Source organism: Micromonospora sp. NPDC049559, assembly GCF_040676675.1.
Lineage (GTDB): Bacteria > Actinomycetota > Actinomycetes > Mycobacteriales > Micromonosporaceae > JBFAPK01.
The window spans coordinates 1-17,862 of sequence record NZ_JBFAPK010000058.1 but is presented as its reverse complement, the minus strand read 5'-3'; the positions used below and the strand labels follow the sequence as shown (position 1 = coordinate 17,862).

The 17,862-nt window shown below is 71.6% G+C and carries 8 protein-coding genes; 5 read left to right on the top strand and 3 right to left on the bottom strand.

Annotation, left to right across the window (positions count from 1 at the left end; genetic code table 11):
* Nucleotides 1-71: 71 nt before the first annotated feature.
* A complete protein-coding gene (locus tag AB0J86_RS36795; RefSeq protein WP_363862835.1) occupies nt 72-1,634 on the bottom strand; it encodes an MFS transporter in 1,563 nt (520 codons plus the stop codon).
* A gap of 81 nt (nt 1,635-1,715) precedes the next feature.
* Between AB0J86_RS36795 and AB0J86_RS36790 the strand changes: the two genes are divergently transcribed.
* Entirely contained in the window at nt 1,716-2,375 is a 660-nt protein-coding gene (locus tag AB0J86_RS36790; RefSeq protein ID WP_363862833.1) for a helix-turn-helix domain-containing protein, read from the top strand.
* 55 nt (nt 2,376-2,430) lie between these two features.
* Here AB0J86_RS36790 and AB0J86_RS36785 read toward each other — a convergent pair whose 3' ends face one another.
* Entirely contained in the window at nt 2,431-2,952 is a 522-nt protein-coding gene (locus AB0J86_RS36785) for a hypothetical protein (protein ID WP_363862830.1), read from the bottom strand.
* Between the two features lie 225 nt (nt 2,953-3,177).
* Between AB0J86_RS36785 and AB0J86_RS36780 the strand changes: the two genes are divergently transcribed.
* Nucleotides 3,178-4,008: a GntR family transcriptional regulator gene (locus AB0J86_RS36780; RefSeq protein ID WP_363862827.1), complete on the top strand. Its 831-nt coding sequence runs from the start codon at nt 3,178-3,180 to the stop codon at nt 4,006-4,008.
* Nucleotides 4,009-4,118: 110 nt separating this feature from the next.
* On the opposite strand, the gene AB0J86_RS36775 is transcribed toward AB0J86_RS36780, so the two are convergent.
* Nucleotides 4,119-5,021: a serine hydrolase gene (locus AB0J86_RS36775; RefSeq protein ID WP_363862824.1), complete on the bottom strand. Its 903-nt coding sequence runs from the start codon at nt 5,019-5,021 to the stop codon at nt 4,119-4,121.
* A 229-nt stretch (nt 5,022-5,250) separates the two neighbouring features.
* On the opposite strand from AB0J86_RS36775, the gene bla reads away from it, so the two are divergent.
* The 3 genes from bla to AB0J86_RS36760 all read left to right on the top strand — a co-directional run bounded on the left by bla (nt 5,251) and on the right by AB0J86_RS36760 (nt 17,734).
* Entirely contained in the window at nt 5,251-6,198 is a 948-nt protein-coding gene (gene bla, locus AB0J86_RS36770) for a class A beta-lactamase (RefSeq protein ID WP_363862821.1), read from the top strand.
* A 202-nt stretch (nt 6,199-6,400) separates the two neighbouring features.
* Nucleotides 6,401-6,874 carry a hypothetical protein gene (locus AB0J86_RS36765; RefSeq protein WP_363862818.1) on the top strand — a complete coding sequence of 158 codons (474 nt, stop codon included), beginning with the start codon at nt 6,401-6,403 and terminating at the stop codon, nt 6,872-6,874.
* 264 nt (nt 6,875-7,138) lie between these two features.
* A complete protein-coding gene (locus AB0J86_RS36760; protein WP_363862815.1) occupies nt 7,139-17,734 on the top strand; it encodes a LamG-like jellyroll fold domain-containing protein in 10,596 nt (3,531 codons plus the stop codon).
* Nucleotides 17,735-17,862: the final 128 nt, after the last annotated feature.

Here is a 17,862-nt window from a genome sequence, read left to right as displayed (position 1 = left end):
CGACGGCGCCCTTGTCGACGGAAGCGGGGTGGGCTCTTACGACGGATTCCTCGGCGGCGGTGTGGTGTGGACTACGGCGTTTCGATCGGCTGGGCCGAGCGTTCTCTCGGTTCGGCGCGCTGCGGAGGTTGGTTGGGCAGGAAGACGGCGGCGAGTAGCGCTCCGGCGACGGCGACGCCGGCGGCCACGAGGCTTCCGATGCTGAATCCGTGGTTGAACGCGTGCACGGCGGCCAGTCGTACCGCGTCCGCGGTGGCGTGCTGTCCCTGCGCGGCCAGTTGGTGGGAGATTTCGAGCGCGGCGCCGACGGACTGGTGGGCGGTGTTGGTGAGCGCGCCGGGAAGTGCCGCGGGGAGGGTCGCGCCGAGCCGCGAGTTGTAGAGCGAGGCGTAGACGCTGCCGATGACGGCGACGCCGAGGGTTCCGCCGAGTAGCCGGGTGGAGTCGTTGACGGCGGATCCGACACCCGCCTGGTCGGTCGCGACCGCCCCCATGATCGATTCGGTGGCGGGTGCGGTGGTCAGGCCCATGCCCAGTCCGTAGACGACCATCTGGGTGGCGATGATCGAGTAGTCCAGCGTCGGTGAGAGGTCGGCGGCCACCCAGAAGTAGAAGATCGCCTGGAGGGCGAGCCCGGCCGTGACGATCGCCTTGGTGCCGACGCGGACCGCGAGGTTGGTACCGACGACGGACCCGATGGCCACGGAGAGCGCGACCGGCAGCAGGTGAACGCCGGTGGAGAGCGGGCTGTAGCCGCGGACGAACTGGAAGAACTGCGTTATCAGGAAGATGAATCCGAAGAGCGTGAAGAAGCCGATGGTGACGGCGGCGCTGGCGGCGCTGAAGCGCATGTTCCTGAACAGTCGTACGTCGAGCATCGGTTGGGCGGCCCTGCGCTCGCTCATGACGAACGCCGCCAGCAGGACGGCGCTGCCGGTGAAGCCGGCTATCGACGGGATGGATTTCCAGCCGTGGCTGGGCGCCTCGATGATGGTGTAGACGAGCAGCCCCATGAAGCCGGCGGATAGCAGGAGTCCCGGGAAGTCCAGGTGCTTGGAGGACCGGTCCCTGGATGGTGGGACGAAGGCCGCGACCAGGGCGACGACGGCGACGGCCACGGGTCCGAGCAGGTAGAAGACGCTCGACCAGGAGAAGTGCCGGAGCAGAAAGCCGCCGACGATGGGGCCCAGGGCGATGGCGACGCCTGACGTCGCCCCCCACAGGCCGATCGACAGAGTCCGCTCCCTGCGGCTGGTGAAGACGTTGGTGAGCAGGGACAACGTCGCGGGGAACGTCATGGCCGCGCCCAGGCCCATGACGGCCCGGGCGACGATCAGTTCCCCGGGGGACGTGGCGAAGCCGCCGACGAGGCTGGAGGCGCCGAAGACCACCAGGCCGCCGACCAGCATGCCCTTGCGGCCGAAGCGGTCCGAGAGGCTTCCCGAGGTCAGCAGCAGGGCTGCGAAGACGAGGTTGTAGGCGTCCACCACCCACTGGAGTTGTCGGTCGGTGGCGCCCAGTTCCCGGATCAGCGTCGGCAGCGCCACGTTGACCAGGGTGGTGTCCAGGTTGACGGCGAAGGCCGCCAGGAGGAGCGCGACGAGGATGAGCGGCTTGGACCGCGTACGGGGCATGGTTGAAAATTACTGTCACACGGTTTAAAAAGTCAACCAGGGAGTGTTGCTGGTCAACTACCTGCTTGATACGCTTGTGCGATGCGTAGTTATCGCCAGTACTGTCCGATCGCCCGCGCCCTCGACCTCGTGGGAGAGCGCTGGACCCTACTGGTCGTCCGCGAACTGTTGCTGCAGGGACCGTGCCGGTTCACAGACCTGAGGAACGGCCTGCCCGGGATCGCCTCCAACCTGCTCTCCGGCCGCCTCAAGGAGCTCGAGGAGGCCGGGCTGATCAGCCGCGAGGAGGCACCGCCACCCATCGCCACCACCCTCTACGCGCTCAGCCCGACCGGGCGGGCCCTGGAGCCGGTCCTCAGGGCGCTGGGAATGTGGGGCCTGCAACTCTTGGCCGACGAGCGCGAGGAAGATGCCTTCCAGCCCCACTGGCTGGCCTACGCCAGCTCGTGCTTCACCACCGACGGGGACCCCGGCGCCCCGCCGGTGGTCATACAGCTGCTCGCGTCCGGCAGGGCGGCGCTCATCGAGATCGGCCCGGGAGGCGTCCAGGCCAGGGTGGGGCGGGCCCTCGCCCCCGACCTCACCCTGGAGGGGCGGCCCCGCTCGGCCCTCGACCTGCTCACCGGAGCGATCGACCTCGCCGCGGCGACACGGGCCGGACTTATCGCGACGGGCAACCTCGACGTGTTGACCCGCCTGCGCCCGATAGCCTCCATCGGCCGGCCGCCGGTCGAAAACTGAACCCGGCCGGGCCGGTTCCCGCCGCCGCCGGCCCCGCCCTGACCCGGGGCCCCGGTCACCGCCGCGCGCGTGCCCGCTCCAGCCGGTCCAGCGTGGTGACCGCGACCAGGCTGTAGGCGACGTAGGGCAGCCCGTCCTCGAACCAGCCCTGCGCGCCCCAGCGGCGCGGGCTGGCCACCCCGAGCGCCGCCATCGGGGCGTCGGCGACCAGCATGCCGCCGGCCCCGACCAGTGCCGCGGCCGCCGGGAGCGGTGGGCGCCGCCGCCCGGTGAGCAGCGCGAAGGCCGTCACGGTCAGCACCCCGTTGGCGAAGCCGAGCAGGAACCCGAGGCCGGTCAGGCGGTGCCTGGCGGGCTTCTCCGTCCCGACGCTCACGTGGGTGCCGTCGGCGATCCGCCGCACCATCCGCTCGTGGGTGTCGCTGTACGGCCGGCCCCGGACCGCCATGTCCAGGGAGCTGACCAGCTCCCGAGCGAGTGTGGCGGCGACACCGGCCAGCAGGGCATTCGCCAGGCCGGTCCGCCGACCGTCGGTACGGTCGGATCCGGCGTGGGGGCCACGATGGGCACGCGACATGGGACCACCTCGGCTCGACTCGCCGTCGGGTACGTGGTACCGCGTCTACCCGGCCTGCCCTCGGCGAACCCTCGGCGGGCGGCGCCGCCCGACCGGTGCCGAGCGGGGCTCGGGCGGCGGCGAGGGCGATTTTCCGCCGTTCGACAGCTCGGGTGGCAGGCTTGCGGAGATCTCCCGGGTACCCTCGGCGGAGATGCTGCTGACCAGGGATTATGGGGGCCAGCGTTGAGCGGACGGGACTGGCGCCCGAGGTACGTCCAGGTGGCCGAGGACCTGCGGGAGAGGATCGCCAGCGGCGAGCTGGCGTCCGGGTCGGTCCTGCCCGGCGAGCTGGAGCTGGCGGAGCGCTACCACCTGTCCCGTACGAGCGTGCGCAACGCGATCCGGCAGCTGCGCGAGTGGGGCCTGGTCCGGGTCGAGCGGGGGCGCGGGACGTACGTCCGGGCGCCGCGCGAGCGGGTCACCCGGTACAACGCCGAGCGGTACCAGTGGGAGAAGGACCGTGTCCGCAAGTCCGAAGAGGAGCGGCGGTCGACCGGCGGGGTGGAGTTCGACACCGGGCTGACGGTCGCCGACCTGACGTTCCACGCCGAGTACGGCGAGCTGCGCGCCGACGAGGACCTGGCCGGCGCGTTCGGGGCGCCGGTCGGTACGAGGCTGCTCCGGCGGGTCTACTGGACGCGCCCGGGTACCGACACGGCGCCGCTGAGCCTGGCGCGGTCGTACCTGCCGTACGACCTGGCGGCGCGGAACCCGGAGCTGCTCGACGCCGGGAACGAGCCGTGGCCCGGCGGTACCCAGCATCAGCTCGCCACGGTCGGCGTCGAGGTCGACCGGATCGAGGAGCGCGTGACGGCGCGTCCGCCGCTGCCGGACGAGGCCGACCGGCTCGATGTCGAACCGGGCGTCTCCGTGCTCGCCGTGCGGCGGGTCTCGCTCGACGTCGAGGGCCGCGTGGTCGAGGTGGTCGACGCCGTCTACCCGGGCGACCGCATCGAGCTGGTCTATCCGATCCAGCTGCGACGTTGGAACGGCGCGGGCGAACGGTGGTCCTGAAGCCTCCCCGGAGCTGTCTTCCCCGGTCGGATGAACGGCAGGCGTAATGGGGTTTGGGCCGCGGTGGCCTGGCCGACCGGCCGTACCGCGTCGTCGTGGGTTTCCGGCCGTCAGGCCATTCGCAAGGTGTCGCGCAGCGTCCGGGCGACCTGCGCCATCAGCGCCTCGGCCTGGGGTTGCAGCACGGCCGGCACCCGGGACTCGGTGAGGGCCGCGACGGCGAACGTCTGCCCGTCGGCGTGCTCGACGACCCCTACCTCGTGCCGGAGGTTGAGCAACGTACCCGTCTTCGACGACCACCGGGACGCGTCGGAGCTGAAGTCGGGGGCCAGCCGGTGCCGGATGACGTTGTTGCGCATCAGCTCGCGGACCCGCGCCGCGGTGGCGGGCTGGATCGTCGTCGGCCGCCACACTCCCTCCAGCAGGTCGACGAAGGCGCGGGCCGACCCGACGTTCGCGCGCCCGATGTCGAGCTGGGCCACGGGATGCCCCTGGCCCGCTGTCGCGGCACCGATGGCGAGGGAGTGGGCGAGGTGTGCCTCGGTAGGTTCGAACCGTTCGGCCGGGGTCTGGGTGAGGTCCCCCATGAGGTGACGTACCGTGATGCCGTCGTAGCCGAGTCGCCGCAGCTCCGCGGTGACCGCGGCGGGTGGGGTGAGCGCGAACAGGGCGTCGGCCGCGGTGCCGTCGCTGATCGCCGTGCTGAGGTAGAGCAGATCCTCGACCGCGACGGTGGCGGGGTGCCGGAACTTGGTCAGGCCGGTGGGGCCGGGGGTGGTGACGCGGCCGGGCCGCACCGTGATCGCGGTGGCCAGGTCGAGTTCGCCGCGCCCGACCCGTTCCAGGGTGGCGATCGCGAGCGGCACCTTGACCAGGGAGGCGATCGGAAACGGCGGGTCGGCGTCGATCGCGAGCTCGTCGCCGGTGTCGAGGTTACGCACCAGGAACGAGCCGCGCAGACCGCCGTCGTGCAGTAGCTCCCGCGCTTCGCGCAGGACCTTGGTCGTCGCCACGGCTGGCAGCTTATAGCTATGCCGAATCGGCATTGGTCCGCGCATTTCCGTCTTGGACGGCATGTGCGGCCGGATGTCAGACTGCTTTCCGTCCGGCCTGGGCTGTGTATCCCGATAGATACTGATTCGCGGAACAGATTCCGGCATGGGGATCTTGTCCGGGGTTACTCGGTCACGGTGGCGAGCGGAGTTTCGCCAGTGGTCGTCACTCGTTCAGCGGAGGGGAACCATGACGTCACGACAACCGGCCATCACCCGTCGCGCTCTCCTGGGGGTGGCGGCACTCGTGCCGCTGGCCGGGTGCACGAAGGGCGGCGGGACGGCCACGCGACCGTCGACGGCCGCGCGGACCTCGCCCGCCGCGCCCTCTTCTTCCGCCGCGACAGCCGACGAGCGCCACGACCGGCTGGTCGAGTTGGAGCGGAGGTTCGACGCACGTCTCGGGGTGTACGCCCTCGCCACCGGCACCGGGGCCACCATCGCGTACCGGGCGGACGAACGGTTCGCGTTCTGCTCCACGTTCAAGGGATTGGCGGCGGCGGCCGTGCTGCACGACAAGCCGATGACGCACCTGGACACGGTCGTCCGGTACACCGAGGCCGACCTGATGAAGAGCGCGGCCATCACCAGGCGGCACGTGGCCACCGGGATGACGATCCGGGACCTCTGTGACGCCGCGGTCCGCTACAGCGACGGTACGGCCGGCAATCTCCTGCTCCGCGACTTCGGCGGACCGGCACGGTTCACGGCGTACCTGCGCGGCCTTGGTGACACGGTCACCAGGATGGACCGGATCGAGCCGACGATCACGGAAGCCACCCCGGGAGATCCGCGCGACACCAGCTCGCCCCGAGCCATCGGTACCGACTACCAGAAGATCCTGCTCGGGGACGCCCTGCCGGCGGAGAAGCGCGCGTTCCTGCGCGACCTGTTGGAACGCAACGCCACCGCCGCCGGCGCGCAGCGCATCCGGGCCGGCGTACCGAAGGGCTGGACCGTGGCGGACAAGACCGGGACCGGTGACTACGGCACCCTCAACGACATCGCCGTGGCGTGGCCCCCGAACGCCGCGCCGCTCGTCATCTCGGTCATGTCCAGCAAGGCCACCAGGGACGCCCGGTACGACCAGGCGCTGCTCGCCGAGGCCGCCGCGTACGTGGTGTCCACCATAGCCTGACCCGCGTCACCCGGCTCCCACCCGCCCAGGGACCAGAACGGCGGGACGGCGGTCCGGCCGCCGCCGGGGTAGTCTCCGGCGCGTGTTGGGCGGTGGGGTGGGACGACGGGCACGGCTGAGCGGGCGACCCAGGCGCAGGTGGATCCCGGCCGGATGGCTGGCCGCCGTCGGGCGGTGGCGTGGGCGGCGACTGTGGTGGGCGGTGGCGGCGCTCGCGGTCGTGGTCGCCGGGCTGGTCACCTGGGCGGTGTGGCCGTCGCCGCCACCACAGCCGCTGGCCCGGCAGTACCGGGACGTCACCGCGTGCCTGCTCACCGACGAGCGGGGGATCACCGGCGAGCAGGCCGCCCCGGTCTGGGCGGGGATGCAGGACGCCTCGCTGAAGACGCTCGCCAGGGTGCAGTACCTCAAGGTCAGCGGCGAGCAGACCGCCGACAACGCCCGTACCTATCTGGCCAGCCTGGTGCAGAGCCGCTGCACCCTCGTCCTCGCGGTCGGTGCGGCACCGGTCGCCGCGGTCGGGGCGGGCGCGGAGAGGTTCCCCGACGCCCGGTTCGTCACGGTGGGCGGCGGTACGGCCGCGCCGAACGTCTCGGTCGTGGGCGAGTCGGCCCCGGAGGCGGTACGGGCCGCGGCGAGCCGCGCCGTCACGGAGGCGGTCGGCCCCGCCAGGTGACGGAGGTCCACAGCGGACACCGCGCCCGGCGCGGGGGCCGCGGGCGGTGTGAGCGCCCGCCTGTGCCCCTCTGACCTGCTCTTTGTTCGATCCACGGTGGTTGGCGTCGACCACCGGCACCGCACGCGCCCTGCATGAAGGAAACCAACGACTATATAGTCTCCCACGAAAAAAGTCGCCAGCCGATCGACCAGGAAAGACGCGCCTCCTGGCCGGCCGCCTGATCGATAGAGTGCGATGATCTCCGGCTTGGGAAGGATCGCCATGGGGGCACCGAAGCGCCGAGGTGGGCACCGGACGCGTCGTCGGATCGCGGTCGTCACCGGGGTCCTGTTCATGTTGACGGTCGCCGTACCGGCGGGGGTCGCCCCGGCCGGCCGCGACTTCCCGATGTCCTGGCTCTGGTCGTGGCTGCGTCCGGCGACGGGATGGGCCCTGCCCGCCGTCCTCGGGCTGCCGGCGCAACCGTCGGGTACCGCCGCGGGCAAGGGCCACTACGTCCCCGGCGACGCCACCCGCGCGCGGGGCGGGGCGGGCCGGGCGCCGGGCCGGGGGATCGGGGCGGTGGAGCCGTACGCGCCGCCGTCGGCCGAGGCGAGACGGTCGACGACGCCGGCGCGCGCCGGTGACCACAGCTTCGACCCGAGGTCCAGCCGGCGGATGGGCGCGGCGGCGACCGCGAACTCCGACGTGTACGCGAACTCCGACGGCTCCTACACCCGCAAGGTGTACGAGCGGGCGGTCAACTACCGGGCCACCGACGGGACGTGGCGGCCGATCGACCGGACCCTGGTCCCGGGTGGGGACGGCCGGCTGCGGCAGCGCGCCGCCGGAACGGACCTCAGCTTCGCCGGCCGTGCCGCCGACCCGGCCCTGGCGAGCCTGCGGCTGGACGTCGACCACGCCTTCGCGTACGGCCTGCGGGGCGCCGCCGCCGTCGCCCCGGAGCCGTCCGGGGAGAGCCTCACCTACCGGGGCGTCCTGCCCGGCGTCGACGTGCGCCTGTCGGCGACCGCCAGCGGGGTGAAGGAGTCCCTGGTCCTGCACTCGGCCGACGCCGGCAACTCCTGGGTCTTCCCGCTGCGGCTCAAGGGCCTGACCCCGCGGCTGGAGGCCGGCGGGTCGGTGTCGCTGCGCGACACGGCCGGCGCGGTGCGGCTGACGATCCCGCCCGGGTACATGGAGGACTCCCGGTTCGACCGCCAGTCGGGCGACTTCACCCGCTCGAACGGGGTCTCCTACCAGCTGGTCACCTCCGACGGCGGGCCGGCGCTGCGGGTCACCGTCGACGAGGCATGGCTGCGCGACCCGGCACGGGTCTTCCCGGTGACGGTGGACCCGACGGCGAACCTGATCGGCTCGACCGACACGTACGCCCGCAACGACCAGTCAGGTGACCACAGCGGCGAGGACGAACTGCTGGTGGGCACCTACAACGGCGGCGCCTCCAAGGCGTACTCGTTCATCGGTTTCGGCGGGTTCGACGCCACGTACGGCGGGTCGTCGATCACCTCCGTGTCGCTGAAGATCTTCGACTCCTGGGCGGCGACCTGCGAGCCCAAGCCGTTCTCGGTCAACCCGATCACCCAGTCCTGGACCTCGGCCGCGGTGACCAGCTACCCGGGGCCGTCCTTCGGCCCGGCGATCGGATCGGTGACCGCCAACCCCGGCGCGGCCTGCACGAACAGCGGGGGCGACCGCAGCCTCGGCACCTGGATGACGGTGCCGCTGTCGGTCGAGACGTTCCAGAACTGGGCGAACGGCGGCGCGAACTACGGCCTGGCGGTCACCGCGTCGCAGACCGACTCGACCCACTGGAAGCGGTTCACCTCGCTCAACGGCCCCGCCGGCAAGGACCCGTACCTCCAGGTCACGTACACCAACCAGGCGCCGCAGGTGGACGCGCAGTACCCGCCGTCGGGTCGCGCGGTGACCACGCTGACGCCGGAGCTGCTGGTGGCGGCGCACGACCCGGACTCACCGCACGCCCTGACGTACCAGTTCCTGGTCTACGACGGCGACGGCACCGTGGTGGCCGACTCGGGCTGGATCTCCTCGCGCAGCTGGTCGGTGCCGGCGGGCAAGCTCAAGTGGGCCGAGTCGTACCGGTGGACGGTCGGGGCGAAGGACGGCTCGCTGGTGAGCACGTCGCAGCGGCTGAACGACTTCACCACCCCGGTGCCGCAGCCGTTCATCACCTCCGCGCTGGCGCAGAACGGCGGCGCGGGGTACGAGCCGAACGTGGGCAACTACACCACGTCGGCCACGGACGCCACGGTGCAGACCGTGGGACCGGCGCTGTCGGTGGAACGGTCGTACAACAGCCTCGACCCGCGCTCCGGTCTGGCGTTCGGTACCGGCTGGTCGAGCCTGTTCGACGCCAAGGCGACCGAGCAGCGGGACGCGGCCGGCGGGTTGCAGACGGTGGCCGTGACCTACCCCGGCGGGCAGGAGGTCGCGTTCGGCCGGAACACGGACGGCTCGTTCACGCCGCCGTCGGGCCGGTTCGCCTCGTTCACGGCGGTGACCGGCGGATACCGGTTGATCGACAAGGACGGGACGACGTACGCGTTCACCACCGCGACCGGTACGGCCGGCCAGTTCGGGCTGACCTCGCTGGCCGACGCGCAGGGGCGCACCGAGACCCTGACCTTCACCTCCGGCCGGGTCACGAAGGTGACCTCGGCCTCCGGCCGGTCGCTGTACCTGACCTGGGACACCCCGGCCGGGGCGCTCGCGCCGCACGTGGCCACCGTCTACACCGACCCGGTCCGGCCCGGTGACGCGAGCACCGTGCTGACCTGGCGGTACAGCTACGACGGGGACCTGCTGACGAAGGTCTGCCCGCCGACGTCGACGACGGCCTGCACGAGCTACACGTACGGCACGGCGACCCGGTACCCGGTGGCGGTGCAGAACGCCGGACCCCGGTCGTACTGGCGGCTGGCCGAGGGGGCCGGCGTCGCGGCGGCGGCGAGCGCGGTGCTGGCCAGCCAGGGCACGGACAGCGGCGGGTACACGGACGTGAACCTGGGCCAGGCCGGCCCGCTGCCCGGCTCGACGGCGACCGCCGGCGGCTTCAACGGCACCTCGTCGCGGGTGCAGCTGCCGTCGAAGCTGGTGACCAGCGCGAGCAACCAGTCGATCAGCCTGTGGTTCCGGACGACGACGCCGGGCGGGGTGCTCTTCAGCTACCAGGCGGACCCGGTCACCAACCCCACCACGCCGGGCAACTACACCCCGTCGCTCTACATCGGCAGCAGCGGGAAGCTGTACGGCCAGTTCTGGGCCACCGGCGGCGCCGCGCCGATCGCCACCGCCGCCCCGGTCACCGACGGCGCCTGGCACCACGTGGTGCTATCCGCCGCCGGCAGCGGCCAGTCGCTGTACCTCGACGGCGCGCTGGTGGGCACCAAGTCCGGCGCGGTGAAAATGATCGACGCGGCGAGCGCCGCGAACAGCTACCTCGGCGGCGGGTTCATCGGCGGCAACTGGCCGGACCAGCCGCACCAGCAGCCGACGGACAACACCGGTTACGCGACGTACTTCGCCGGCACGATCGGCGAGGTCGGCTTCTTCGACCGCCCGCTGACCGCGGCCGACGTGACCAACATCCACTCGGCGGGCAAGGCGGCGGCCCGGCCGCTGACGTCGGTGGTACGCCCGTCGGGCAACGCCTCGGCGGTGGTCGACTACGACCCGGTCACCGGCGCGGTCCGGCAGGTGACGGACGCCAACGGCGGCGTGTGGAAGCTCGGCCCGCCGGTCGTCTCGGGGTCGAGCCAGGTGTACGCGGGCGCGGTGCTCTCCGGCGGCCCGTCCGACTACTGGCGGCTCGCCGAGACCGGCACGGTCGACGCGATCAACGAGGTCAACGGCGCGGTGGCGACCTACAGCACGGTCACCCTCGGCGCGAGCGGCGGCCCGTTCGAGGACGCCACCGTGGCGAGCCTCGACGGCACCTCGTCGTACCTGTCGCTGCCGGCCGCCGACGTGCCGACGACGAGCCCGGCGTCGGTGAGCATGTGGTTCAACATGCCGTCCGGTTCGACCGCGGGCGGGGTGCTGTACTCGTACCAGACCGGTGCGATCGAGGACCCGGCCGCGTCGACGTACTGGACGCCGGCGCTGTACGTGGGCACCGACGGCAAGCTGCGCGGCCAGGTCTGGACCGGCAGCAAGGCGCCGGTCACGTCGACCGGCGCGGTGAACGACGGCAAGTGGCACCACGTGGTCCTGGCCGCCGCGGCCGGCACCCAGACCCTCTACCTGGACGGCAAGGCGGTCGGGACGCTCGCCAAGCCGCTGGTCGGGACGGACGCGCGGCGGGCGTTCGTGGGCGCGGGCAAGTGGAGCAGCTGGCCCGGGGTGAGCGCGAACCCGGTCGGGTACTTCCCCGGGAAGATCGCCGACGTGGCGTACTTCCGCTCGCAGCTGTCCGCGGCGCAGGTCTCGGCGCAGTTCGCCGCGGCGAACAAGACCTCGGGCATCCCGGTGAAGATCGTGACGATCACCGATCCGGGCGACCACACGATCCAGCACGTGTACGAGCTGTCGACCGGCCACGAGGTCGCCGAGACGGACGCGTTGGGCAACAAGACCCAGTACGGGTACGACGTGGCCGGCTTCCTGCGGACGGTCACCGACCCGAACGGCAACGTGACGACCAGCGAGCACGACGTCCGTGGCAACGTCGTCTCGCAGACCACCTGCCAGGACCGGTCGGCGAACAGGTGCTCCACGGTCTACATGACGTACTACCCGGACGCCACCAGCGAGGTGCTGACCCCGGACCCGCGCAACGACGTGCTGCTGACGGAGCGGGACGGGCGGTCGGCGTCGGCGACGGACAACACGTACCTGACGAGCTACGCCTACGACGCCAAGGGCAACCGGACCACGGCGACCGACGCGCTGGGCCGGGTGACCACGACCGCGTACACGGACGGCACCACCGTGGCGGCCCTCGACGGCGGGTACGCCCCGGCGGGCCTGCCGATGACGGTGACCACGCCGGGCGGTGCGAAGCAGTCGGTGGTCTACTACCGCAGCGGTGACGTGGCGAAGGTGACCGACCCGGCCGGCAAGGTCACCACCTTCACCTACGACGGTCTCGGGCGGGTGCTCACCGAGACCGAGGCGAGCGACTCCGACCCGGCCGGGCTGACCACCTCGTACCGGTACGACGGGCTGGGGCGGGTGACGACCCAGACCGAGCCGCCGGTGACGAACCGGGTCAGCGGCGCGGTGCACACGCCCGTGACGACGACCGTGTACGACGCGGACGGCCTGGTCACCTCGCAGACCGTGGCGGACACCACCGGCGGTGACGCGCCGCGCACCGAGTCGTCGACGTACAACGCGCGCGGCCAGCAGGAGACCTCGACCGACTCGGCCGGCAAGACCACCCGGCTCCAGTACGACGGGTACGGCAACGTGGTCCGCGAGACCGAGCCCGACGGCGGCGTCACCACCTCGACGTACGACGCCGAGGGCAACCTGCTCACCTCGACCGTGGTCGGCTTCACCGGCGACCCGAACCAGCCGGGCCCGGCCCGGGACGTGGTGGTGACCTCCAAGGCGTACGACCCGGCGGGGCGGCTCGCCTCCGAGACCGACGCGATGGGCTGGGTGACCGCCTACACGTACACGGACAACGGGTTGACCGCGAAGGTGACCCGCCGCGACCCGACCACCGGCGAGTCGTTCGTGGTGGAGGAGAACGCGTACGACGCGGCCGGCAACCTGGTCTCCACGGTGAGCAACAACGGCGCGACGACCACCACGGCCGTGGTCGACGCCGCCGGCCGGGTCAAGTCGTCCACGCTGGACCCCGCCACCCTCAAGCGCACCACCGCCTACGAGTACTCCCGCGACGACCACCTGGTCGCCAGCACCCTGACCGACCCGGCGGGGCTCGTGGCCCGGCAGGAGACCCTGTACGACCCGGTGGGCCGGCCGCTGGCCGAGACGACCCACAACGGGGCCATGGCGCCGATGGGGCGCTGGCGGCTCAACGAGACGACGGGCACGCGGGCGGCCGACTCGGCCGGCAACAGTCCGGCGACCGCGACGAACGTGACCTGGTCCACCGCGCGCGGTGGAGCCGCGAGCTTCAACGCCACCAGCTCGGTGATCGAGACGGCGGGCCCGGTGCTGGACACCGCGCGGGGCTTCACCGTCTCGGCCTGGGCGTACCTGACCGACGCGTCGCGCAACCGGACGGTGATCGCTCAGGAGGGCGACTCGGAGAGCGGCTTCTACGTCAAGTTCGACCACAACGCCGGTGACCGCTGGTCGCTGGTGCTGCCGGACCGGGACGACCCGTCGACCTCCACCGTGCAGGTCAGGTCCGCGACGGCCGCCGCGGTGAACACGTGGACCCACCTGACCGGCGTGTACGACCCGGCGGCCGGGCAGATTCGGCTCTACGTCAACGGTCAGCTGTCGGCGACCACGGCCGTACCGGCCACCCGCGTCCCGTGGACGGCCCGGGGCCCGCTGACCATGGGCCGGGTCAGGTACCACGGCACCCTGACCGACTACTGGTCCGGCTCGATCAGCGACGCGCAGGCGTACTCGCGGGCGCTGACGGCGTCGGAGATCAGCGGCGTCTACGCCGGCACCGCGCCCGCGAAGGACGCGGGGGTGGTCCGGACCAGCTACCAGCGGGACGCCGACGGTCTGGTCACCGCCGAGACCGATTCGAACGGCAACGTCACCGACTACGAGTACGACGAGGACGGCGAGCGGGTGGCGACCATCTCGCCGCCGGTGCTGGCCGAGAGCGGCGGCGGCACCCCGGTCTCCACCCGTCCGATCACGTACGCCGGCTACAACACCTTCGGCGAACAGGTCGAGACGAAGGACGCGGCCGGCAACGTCACGGTCACCGCGTACGACGCGGCCGGCCGGGTGGACGAGGTGCGGCAGCCCGCCTACACGCCGCCCGGCTCCACCACCCCGATCCGGCCGGTCACCAGCTACGACTACGACGACCAGGGGCAGCTGACCGCGACCACGGACCCGCTGAACCGGACCACCCGCTACGTCTACGACCAGCTCGGGCGGGTCGCCAAGACGATCGCCCCGAACCTGGGCGAGACGAGGTACACCTACGACCTGCTCGGCGACGTGCTCTCCGAGACGGACCCGGTGGGCGCGGTGACCGCCGCCACGTACGACTACCTCGGCCGCAAGACCACCACCACCGAGGCGGTACGGCAGGACGCCGCCAGCTACACCACCACCTACACGTACGGCTTCGGCGGCTGGCTGGCGCAGGAACGCTCGCCGGCCGGCGTGCTGACCAAGTCGACGTACAACGCGGCCGGTGAGCAGGCGACCGACACCGACGGCGCGAACAACGTCACCAGCTACACCTACGACGGCGCGGGCCGGCTCGTCCGCACCACCATGCCCGACGGCACCTACACCACGGTCACCTACGACATGGCGGGCCGGAGCACGGCGACCCGGGCGTACAGCGCCGCGGGCGTCCTGCTCACCACCGAGTCGACCGAGTACGACCCCGAGGGCAACGTGCTCGCCTCGACCGACGCCCGGGGCACCCGGGTCACCTTCGCCTACGACGTCACCGGCATGGTCGTCTCCGAGCGGCAACCGGTCAGCGGCACGGACGCGATCACCACGACGTTCGGCTACGACGTCAACGGCAACCGCACCCGCTTCACCGACGGGCGCGGCAGCTCGTTCATCACCACGTACAACAGCTGGGACCTGCCCGAGTCGGAGATCGAGCCGGCCACGTCGAGATACCCGAACCCGGCCGACCGGACGTTCACCACGGTCTACGACGCGGCCGGCCAGGCCCGCTCCGAGCTGCAGCCCGGCGGGGTGGTCGTCACCAACACGTACGACGAGATGGGCAACCTCAAGCGGCAGACCGGTACGGGCGCCGAGGTGGCCACCCCGGACCGGGTCTTCGGCTACGACCTCGCCGAGCGGTTGACGTCGGTGTCGGCCCCCGGCGGGACGAACACGTTCAGCTACGACGACCGGGACCTGCTGCGCTCGACCACCGGCCCGTCCGGCAACTCCTCCTTCACCTACAACCCGGACGGCGAGATGACCGCCCGCACCGACGCGGCGGGCACCACCGGCTACGGCTACGACACCGCCGGCCGGGTCAAGACCGTGGTGAACACGGCGGCGGGCGTGCAGGTGGCGTACGGCTACAACCGGATGGACCAGGTCGACAGCGTCACGTACGGCAACAACGGCAACCGGCGGAGCATCTCCTACGACGACCTGCACCGGCTGACGGGCGACGAGCTGAAGACCCCCGGCGGGGCCACGATCGCGAAGATCACCTACGGGTACGACGAGAACGGCAACGAGAAGTCCAAGACGACGACCGGGTTCGCCGGCTCGACCACCAACACCTACACGTACGACCTGGCCGACCGGCTCACCTCGGCCAGCGACGGCACCACCACCACGGCGTACGAGTACGACAAGGCCGGCAACCGGACGAGGATCGGCAACACGGTCTTCACGTACGACCAGCGCAACCAGTTGCTCAGCGCGGGCGGTGACTCGTACCAGTACACGGCGCGCGGCACGCTGGCCTCGGAGACCAGCGGCTCGCTCACGTACGCCACCCGGGCCGACGCCTTCGGGCAGGTACGCAGCCAGCAGGCACCCGCCGGCACGGAGACGTACGACTACGACGCCCTCGGCCGGCTGATCCGGCCCGGCTTCACCTACAGCGGTACGGGCAACACCCTCGCCGCCGACGGCACCGCCACCTATACCCGCGACGCCGACGACGACCTGCTCGGCGTGGCGTCGGGTTCGAACCTGACCCTGGCCTGGACGGACCTGCACACCGACGTGGTCGGCCAGTTCACCGCCGCCGGCACCGCGCTCACCGGCTCGACGACGTACGACCCGCTCGGCCGGGTCGTCGCCACCGCCGGCATGCTGGGACATCTCGGCTACCAGTCGGAGTGGACCGACTTCGTCACCGGCCGGGTCAACATGTGGGCCCGCTGGTACAACACCGACACCGCGCAGTTCGACACCCGGGACACCGCCGACGAGGACCCGATTCCGGACTCGGTCAACGCCAACCGGTTCGCCTACGCCGACGACAACCCGCTCACCGTGACCGACCCGACCGGGCACTGGGGCATCGGCAGCCTCTGGAAGAAGGTCAAGAAGAAGGCCAGCTCGGTCAAGAAGAAGGTCGGCAAGGCCGTCCGCGCCGCCAAGAAGAAGGTGAGCAAGGCCTACCACGCGGTGAAGAAGAAGGTCAGCAAGGCCGTCCGCGCGGTCAAGAAGAAGGTCAGCAAGGCGTACAAGAAGGCCAAGCGCTTCGTGAAGCACACCTACAAAAAGGCAAAGCGCTTCGTGAAGAAGACCTACCACAAGGCCAAACGGTGGGTGAAAAAGACCTATCACAAGGCCAAGAAATACGTCGCCCACAAGGTCCACCAGGTCAAACGGGCGGCGCAGGCCGTGTACCACAAGGCCAAGCAGGCCGGTAGCAAGATCGTCGCGAAGACGGTACGCGTCGTGAAGCAGGCCGCGAACACGGTCAAGGACGCGTACAACGCGACCGAGAAGTGGGTTAAGGACAACAAGAACGCCATCATCGAGGCCGTCGCGATCGGCGGTGCCATCCTCGCCGGCATCGCCTGCACCGCGGCCACCGCCGGGGCCGGCGCTGTGGCCTGCATGGTCGGTGCCGCAGCGGTGATCAACCTGGCGAAGGACGCGGCCCAGGGCGACATCCACAACTGGGGAGACGCCTTCGCCTCCGCGGGCGTGGGAGCGGCCCAGGGTGCCCTCGGCGCCGCGGGCGGGGCGATCGGTGGCAAGGTCGCCGGTGCGCTCGCCGGCAGGATGGGCGGCATCGCCGGCTCGCTCGGCGGACGGGTGCTCACCGGGGCGACCGCGGGCGGGGTCGGCGACGCGCTGACCCAGCTGGCCATGACGGGGCGGGTCGACCTGCGGGGCGTGCTCACCAGTGCCGCCATCGGTGGCGCCGTCGGCGGCTTCTACCGTGGCCGGGCGGCCTCCGGTTGCAAGCACAGCTTCGATCCGAACACCAAGGTCCTGCTCGCCGACGGCTCGAAGCGTCCGATCAAGGACGTCAAGGTCGGTGACCGGGTCGCCACGACCGATCCGGAAACCGGCCGGTCCGCCCCGAAGGTCGTCACCGACCTGCACCTGAACCGGGACACCGAGCTGACCGACGTCACGGTCGCCCGGGTCGCCCGAATCGCCGGGGCGCGGGCCGGCGCGGCCGGTACGGTCGCGGGACCCGTCGCCGTCGCGGCCCTCGCCGGTACGGAGGTGCTGCGGACCACCGCCCACCACCCGTTCTTCGACGAGACCATCGACAGGTGGGTGGACGCGGGCGAGCTGACCCCGGGCCACGAGCTGCGGACCGCCGACGGGGAGCGCGTCCTCGTGGCCGCCGTCCGCAACCACCTCGGCGGCAGGGACATGCGGGACCTCACCGTCGCCGACGTGCACACCTACTACGTGCTGGCCGGCGAGACGGCGGTGCTAGTGCACAACTGCCCGCCCGGGGACGGTCCCGACGGGGTCAACTGGGACGACATCGACCAGCAGCTCGGCCGGGTACGTCCGACGGACGGTACCGCCCGCGCCGGTGACCCGCTGGAGCAGCCGAAGACCTGGGGCATCAAGCCCCCCGACACGGAGTACGGCCGGGGCATCACGCTGCGGGACGACCCGGGCCCGCCCGAGTACCCGGGCCAGCGGCGCCCGCCGCGCAACGGCACCGACGCGACCGAGAAGTACAACGTGATGAGCGAGGTGTGGGAGAAGATCGTCAACATGCTCACCGGTCACAGCGGCGGATGATCCGCGGCGAACCATGAACGTCCGGCGGGCCGGCCCCGTGAGGGGCCGGTCGCCCACAAAAGTCCGGCGGGCCGGAGTTCGGAACAGCGGGGGGTAGGGAAAGGGGGGTGTGGGGGGGGTGGAGATCT

Excerpts from the sequence above, each read along its gene's own strand:
- AB0J86_RS36790 (WP_363862833.1), top strand. The coding sequence starts at position 1,716 with ATGCGTAGTTATCGCCAGTACTGTCCGATCGCCCGCGCCCTCGACCTC.
- AB0J86_RS36760 (WP_363862815.1), top strand. The coding sequence starts at position 7,139 with ATGGGGGCACCGAAGCGCCGAGGTGGGCACCGGACGCGTCGTCGGATC.
- AB0J86_RS36785 (WP_363862830.1), bottom strand. The coding sequence starts at position 2,952 with ATGTCGCGTGCCCATCGTGGCCCCCACGCCGGATCCGACCGTACCGAC.
- bla (WP_363862821.1), top strand. The coding sequence starts at position 5,251 with ATGACGTCACGACAACCGGCCATCACCCGTCGCGCTCTCCTGGGGGTG.
- AB0J86_RS36795 (WP_363862835.1), bottom strand. The coding sequence starts at position 1,634 with ATGCCCCGTACGCGGTCCAAGCCGCTCATCCTCGTCGCGCTCCTCCTG.